Origin of the sequence: Roseiarcus sp., assembly GCF_052145395.1 — a bacterium.
Lineage (GTDB): Bacteria > Pseudomonadota > Alphaproteobacteria > Rhizobiales > Beijerinckiaceae > Roseiarcus.
In genome coordinates, this window is record NZ_JBKQOT010000357.1 from 1 (window position 1) to 5,640 (window position 5,640).

Here is a 5,640-nt window from a genome sequence, read left to right on the forward strand (position 1 = left end):
CAAGAGTGGAGGAGATCGCGCGCACGCCGCATGCGCCGTCTGCGGAGCCTGACCCATGCCGCGTCTGTCCATGGTCGAGGCGATCCGCGACGCGATGGATTGCAAGATGGCCGAAGACGAGCGGGTCGTGGTGTTCGGCGAGGACGTCGGCTATTTCGGCGGCGTGTTCCGCTGCACCGAGGGGCTCCAGCGCAAGTACGGCAAGTCGCGCTGCTTCGACGCGCCGATCAACGAATCCGGAATCGTCGGCGTGGCGATTGGCATGGGCGCCTACGGCCTCAGGCCGGTAGTGGAGATCCAGTTCGCCGACTACGTCTACCCCGGCTACGACCAGATCGTGTCGGAGGCCGCGCGCCTGCGTTACCGTTCCGGCGGCGAGTTCTTCGCACCGATCGTCATCCGGATGCCGTGCGGCGGCGGCATCTACGGCGGGCAGACCCACAGCCAGAGCCCGGAGGCGCTGTTCACCCACGTGAGCGGCCTCAAGACGGTGATGCCGTCCAATCCGCATGACGCCAAGGGGCTCCTGATCGCCGCGATCGAGGACGACGACCCGGTCATCTTCCTCGAGCCGAAACGGCTCTACAACGGCCCCTTCTCCGGCCATCCCGACCAGCCCGCGGTCCCCTGGTCGAAGCATCCGCTGAGCGAGACCCCCGAGGGACGCTACGCCGTGCCGCTCGGCAAGGCGGCGATCCGGCGGGAGGGCAGGGGCGTCACGGTGCTCTGCTACGGCACAATGGTCTATGTCGCGGAGGCCGCCGTCGAGGAGACGGGCGTGGACGCCGAGATCATCGACCTGCGTACGCTCCTGCCGCTCGACGTGGACGCGATCGTCGCTTCGGTCGAGAAGACGGGGCGCTGCGTGATTGTGCACGAGGCGACGCTTACCTCGGGGTTCGGCGCCGAGCTTGCCGCCCAGGTCATGGAGCGCTGCTTCTATGCGCTCGAAGCGCCCATTCAGCGCGTCGCCGGATGGGACACGCCGTATCCCCATGCCGAGGAGTGGGACTACTTCCCCGGCCCCGCCCGCGTCGGCCGCGCACTCGTTGCGGCGATGGAGGCCTGAATGGGCCTGCGCTCGATCAAGATGCCCGACGTCGGTGAGGGGGTGGCCGAGGCCGAAATCGTCGAATGGCATGTGAAGGCGGGCGACCCCGTGCGCGAGGACCAGGTGGTCGCCGCGGTGATGACCGACAAGGCGACGGTCGAGATCCCGACGCCGGTCGCCGGCACGGTCGTCGCACTCGGCGGCGCAGTCGGCGACGTGCTTGCGGTCGGGGCGGAGCTTTTCCGCGTCGACGCGCCGGGCCTGCCGGATTCGCCGCCCGCCCCGCCGCCCAAGGGCGCGGCCAAGGCGGCAGCCGCCCCAATCGAGCCCGCGGCGGCGCCGAGCCCGCCCGTGGTCGAAAAAGCCCGCGTCGAGCCGCAAGAGCCGACGAAACCTCCGTCGCCGCCCCGTATCGCCCCGCCCCAGCGCGGCGCGCCGCGTCCGGCGGGTGAGAGGCCGCTCGCCTCCCCGGCGGTGCGGTTCCGGGCGCGCGAGACGGGCGTCGACCTGCGCTTCGTCCACGGAACGGGGCCGGCCGGACGCATCACCCACGACGATCTTGACGCCTTCGTCACCCGCCGGCCCGAGGCGCCGGCGAAAGGCCCCGGCCGCGAGCCGAACATGGCGGCGGAGACGATCAAGATCGTCGGCATGCGCCGCCGCATCGCCCAGAACATGGCGGAATCGTCTCGGCGGGTCGCCCATTTTTCTTATGTCGAGGAGCTTGACGTCACGGCGCTCGAAGAGCTGCGCGCCGCGCTGAACAGCCGCGCGACGGAGGAGCGGCCGAGACTGACGGTCCTGCCATTCCTGATGCTCGCTCTCGTCAAGGCGGTCGCCGACTTTCCCGAGCTCAACGCGCACTTCGACGACGACAACGACCTTCTCACCACTTACGGCGCCGTGCATCTCGGGATCGCGACCCAGACGCCGGTCGGGCTGATGGTCCCGGTGGTGCGTCACGCCGAGACGCTCGGCCTTTTCGATGCCGCACGCGAGATGCGCCGGGTGAGCGAGGCGGCGCGCAACGGGACCGCGCAGCGCGAGGAGCTTTCTGGCTCGACCCTTACGCTGACCTCGCTCGGCGCGCTCGGCGGCGTCGTCTCGACCCCGATCGTCAACCGGCCCGAGGTGGCGATCGTCGGCGTCAACCGGATCGTGGTGAAGCCCGTCTGGCGCGACGGCGCCTTCGTTCCGCGCAAGACCATGAACCTGTCGTCGTCGTTCGATCATCGGGTAATCGACGGCTACGGCGCGGCGAGTTTCATCCAGCGCGTCCGCGCGCTCCTCGAAGCGCCCGCGTCGCTGTTCATCGAGGAGGGATGATTGTCGCCATCTTCAAGAGACGTGTTTCCGGGGCGTCTGCGTGGAGTGGAGTTGGTGGGCGGCCCCCTCTCCCCGCTCAGGCGGGGAGAGGGCAGGGGTGAGGGGCCTGGCGATTGGCCGCTGCAGGCGCTCGCCCTGCCCCTCATCCTAACCTTCTCCCCGCAACGGGGAGAAGGGACGCTCGGCGTCTCCGCCCATGTGCACGGCGCCTGAGGGACAGAATGAGCGATCTCACCTGCAAAATCCTGATCGTGGGCGGCGGCCCGGGCGGCTATGTCGCGGCGATCCGCGCGGGCGAACTGGGGCTGGACGCCGTGCTCGTCGAGGACGGCCGGTTCGGAGGAACCTGCCTGCATGTCGGCTGCATTCCCTCCAAGGCGATCATTCACGCCGCCGACTCGTTCCGTGCGCTCGCCGAGCCGGCCGCGCTCGCCGCCATCGGCGTCACGCTGCCGCCGCCGAAGCTCGACTACGCCAAAACCGTGGCGTGGAAGGATGCGATCGTCGCGCGCCTGAGCACGGGCGTGGGCAGGCTGCTCGAGAGGGCCCACGCGCGCTCGATCCGGGGGCGCGCGACGATCGTCGACGGCAAGAGCGCCATCGCCCATTCCGACACCGGCGAGCAGAGAATCGTTTGCGAGCATCTCGTGATTGCGACGGGCTCGGAGCCCTTCAAGCTCGCCGCGCTGCCGTTCGGCGGCGACATTCTGTCCTCGACTGGAGCCCTGGCGCTGACGCAGGTTCCAAAGACGCTCGCCGTCGTCGGCGCCGGCTATATCGGCATGGAGCTCGGCACCGCCTTCGCCAAGCTCGGCGCGAAGGTGACGGTGGTTGAGGCGCTGCCGAGAATCCTGCCGCTCTACGACGAAGAGCTGACCCAGCCGGTTGCGCGCCGCGCCGCCGACCTCGGGATCGAGATGAGGTGCGGCGCGCGGGCGCTCGGATTCGCCGACGGCGCGCTGCGCGTCGCCGACTCGGAGGGCGAGGAGGCAAGCGTTCCGGCGGACAAGGTTTTGGTCGCAGTCGGGCGCCGGCCACGCACCGAGGGCTTCGGACTCGAGCGCCTCGACCTGACGATGGCGGGTCCGTTCATCCGGGTCGACGATCGATGCGCGACCTCGATGCGCAACGTCTGGGCGGTCGGCGACGTGACCGGCGAGCCGATGCTCGCCCATCGCGCCATGGCTGAGGGCGAGATGGTCGCCGAGATCATCGCAGGGAAAAGGCGCGCCTTCGACCATCGGGCGATTCCTGCCGTCTGCTTCACCGACCCGGAGATCGTCACCGTGGGTCTTACGCCGGAAGCGGCGCGGGCGGCGCACGGCGAGATCCTCACGGGATCGTTCCCTTTCCGTGCGAACGGCCGGGCGATGACGAAGCAGGATGACGAGGGCTTTGTCCGCATCGTGGCGCGCAAGGACAACCACGTCGTGCTCGGCGTTCAGGCCGTCGGCGCGGGCGTCTCGGAGCTCAGCTCGGCCTTCTCGCTGGCGATCGAGATGGGCGCGCGGCTGGAGGACGTGGCCCTCACGATCCACGCCCACCCGACCCAGAGCGAGGCTTTTCACGAGGCCGCTCTGAAGGCGCTGGGGATGCCGCTGCATGTTTGATTCCCCCTCGCCCAGCGTCAGCGGGGTGAGGGGCGGTGCGGACGTCTGCGGCGAGGGCGCTGCCGACGTTTTTCGATGGATAGGCAGGCGCCTGCCGTTGCGACATTCTTTCGATGTCCGGCAACGATAGTCGGAGGCCGCAGTTGCCGAAGGGCTATTGGATTGGACACCTCGACGTTTCTGACGTTGAGGGATTTAAGGCCTACCAGCGCGCCAACCAGCCGATCTTCGCCAAGTATGGGGCGCTATACCTCGTGCGGGCAGCGAAGAGTGACGTGGGCGAGGGGCGCTTGCGATCCAGCCACGTCGTCATCGAGTTTCCGAGCTTCGAGGCCGCGCTCGCCTGCTACCGGTCGCCGGAGTATCAGGAGGCTCTGCGCTCCGTCTGCCGGCGAGCGTCGCCGACGTCATCGTGGCGACGGGCTACGAGGGAGCCAAACCGTCCTGAAGTCGAACGGTCCCGTTCGCGTCCTTACGCGCCGTGAAACAGGGATAGGATGTCGCCGAAGGCGACAGAGTCGCGCAGGCTTTTCCGGCAATGGCGCCGAAACGCCCAACGGAGGCGACCCGCGCGGGCATTTGACAGCGTGCGCCGCGGGGTTCTCTATAGTCTTCCCCGACAATGGAGGCGTTCGCCCGCATGCAGGCTCAGTCGACCCTCTGCAGTCGACCCTCTGCAAAGGCTGCTGGCAGCACATGCGCTTGCCGGTTCCACTGCGCGGGCCCGGGTCCCTGCCGTTCCGCGCTTTCGGGATCCGCCCGAGCCGCATGAACCCCAACACCTGCACCATCTGCGAGATGATGTTCAGCCGGGTGATGAAGGCTCGGCAGGTCGAGATCGACGCGACGATCCTGTTCGCCGATTTGAGGAACTACATCGGCCTCTCGCGGTCGCAGTCGAGCGGCGCGATTTCCGAACTGCTCGACGCCTTCTACGACGAATGCGCCGAGGCGATCTGGGAGGAGGACGGCATCGTCAACAAGACCATGGGCGACGCGATCATGGCCCGTGTTCAATTTTCCGATCGGGCGGCCCGACCACGCGGCTGCGGCCGTGCGGACGGCGCGCGCGATCCAGCAGCGCTGGCGCGGCCGGCGGGAGCGGCTCTCCCATGTCTTCGGCCCCGACAGCGGTAAGATCGGGGTCGGCGTCGACACGGGAAAAGTCAATTTCGGCGAGTTCGGGCGCGCGCACCAGGACCTGACGGCAATCGGAACCGTCGTGAACGTCGCCTCCCGCGCCCAATCGGCGGCGGCCGCCGGGGAGATTCTGGTGACCGAGGCCGTCCACGAGCGCGCGGGCGACGAGCTTCCGGAAAGCCGCGCACGCGAGGTTCGGCTGAAAGGGCTCGACGAGCCGGCAAGGCTGTGGGCGGCGTGACCGGGGGCCGCGCCCGGTCGGCCGCTGAACCTGCGCAATGAAGAAGGGCCGGAGAAATCTCCGGCCCTGCTTTCAGAGAGTGATCGCGGCTGGCCCTGTCGTTATGATTTGATCAGAAGGCTATGCCCGTGGACTGCTCCGACGTCGCCTAACATCGTCGATCGCGGCGCCCGCGTCTTGATCTGGATCAACTTGAGAGCCAACCAGCGCCTGCGGCGCGCCATTATGGATGAAAATGGTGGCGGCGCGGGCCGATTTGTCGGAACCTTCGC

Annotated in this window: 5 protein-coding genes and 1 pseudogene; all 6 read left to right on the plus strand. The window is 68.5% G+C overall.

What is annotated here, in order from left to right; genetic code table 11:
• The first annotated feature begins 55 nt into the window (after nt 1–55).
• The 6 genes and pseudogenes from ACLP25_RS11980 to ACLP25_RS12005 all read left to right on the plus strand — a co-directional run bounded on the left by ACLP25_RS11980 (nt 56) and on the right by ACLP25_RS12005 (nt 5,368).
• On the plus strand, nt 56–1,069 hold the full coding sequence (locus tag ACLP25_RS11980) for an alpha-ketoacid dehydrogenase subunit beta (RefSeq protein WP_442469422.1): 1,014 nt from the start codon (nt 56–58) through the stop codon (nt 1,067–1,069).
• Complete coding sequence (locus tag ACLP25_RS11985) at nt 1,070–2,377, plus strand: dihydrolipoamide acetyltransferase family protein (RefSeq protein ID WP_442469423.1); 1,308 nt, start codon at nt 1,070–1,072, stop codon at nt 2,375–2,377.
• A gap of 54 nt (nt 2,378–2,431) precedes the next feature.
• The gene (locus tag ACLP25_RS11990; RefSeq protein ID WP_442469424.1) at nt 2,432–2,590 is read left to right on the plus strand and encodes a hypothetical protein; all 159 of its coding nucleotides are present in this window, start codon (nt 2,432–2,434) and stop codon (nt 2,588–2,590) included.
• Between the two features lie 8 nt (nt 2,591–2,598).
• Complete coding sequence (gene lpdA / locus ACLP25_RS11995; RefSeq protein ID WP_442469425.1) at nt 2,599–3,987, plus strand: dihydrolipoyl dehydrogenase; 1,389 nt, start codon at nt 2,599–2,601, stop codon at nt 3,985–3,987.
• 113 nt (nt 3,988–4,100) lie between these two features.
• Nucleotides 4,101–4,472 (plus strand): DUF1330 domain-containing protein, encoded by a 372-nt coding sequence (locus ACLP25_RS12000; protein WP_442469426.1) that lies wholly within the window; start codon nt 4,101–4,103, stop codon nt 4,470–4,472.
• 211 nt (nt 4,473–4,683) lie between these two features.
• Nucleotides 4,684–5,368 (plus strand): annotated as a pseudogene (locus ACLP25_RS12005) (adenylate/guanylate cyclase domain-containing protein).
• Nucleotides 5,369–5,640 lie beyond the last annotated feature (272 nt).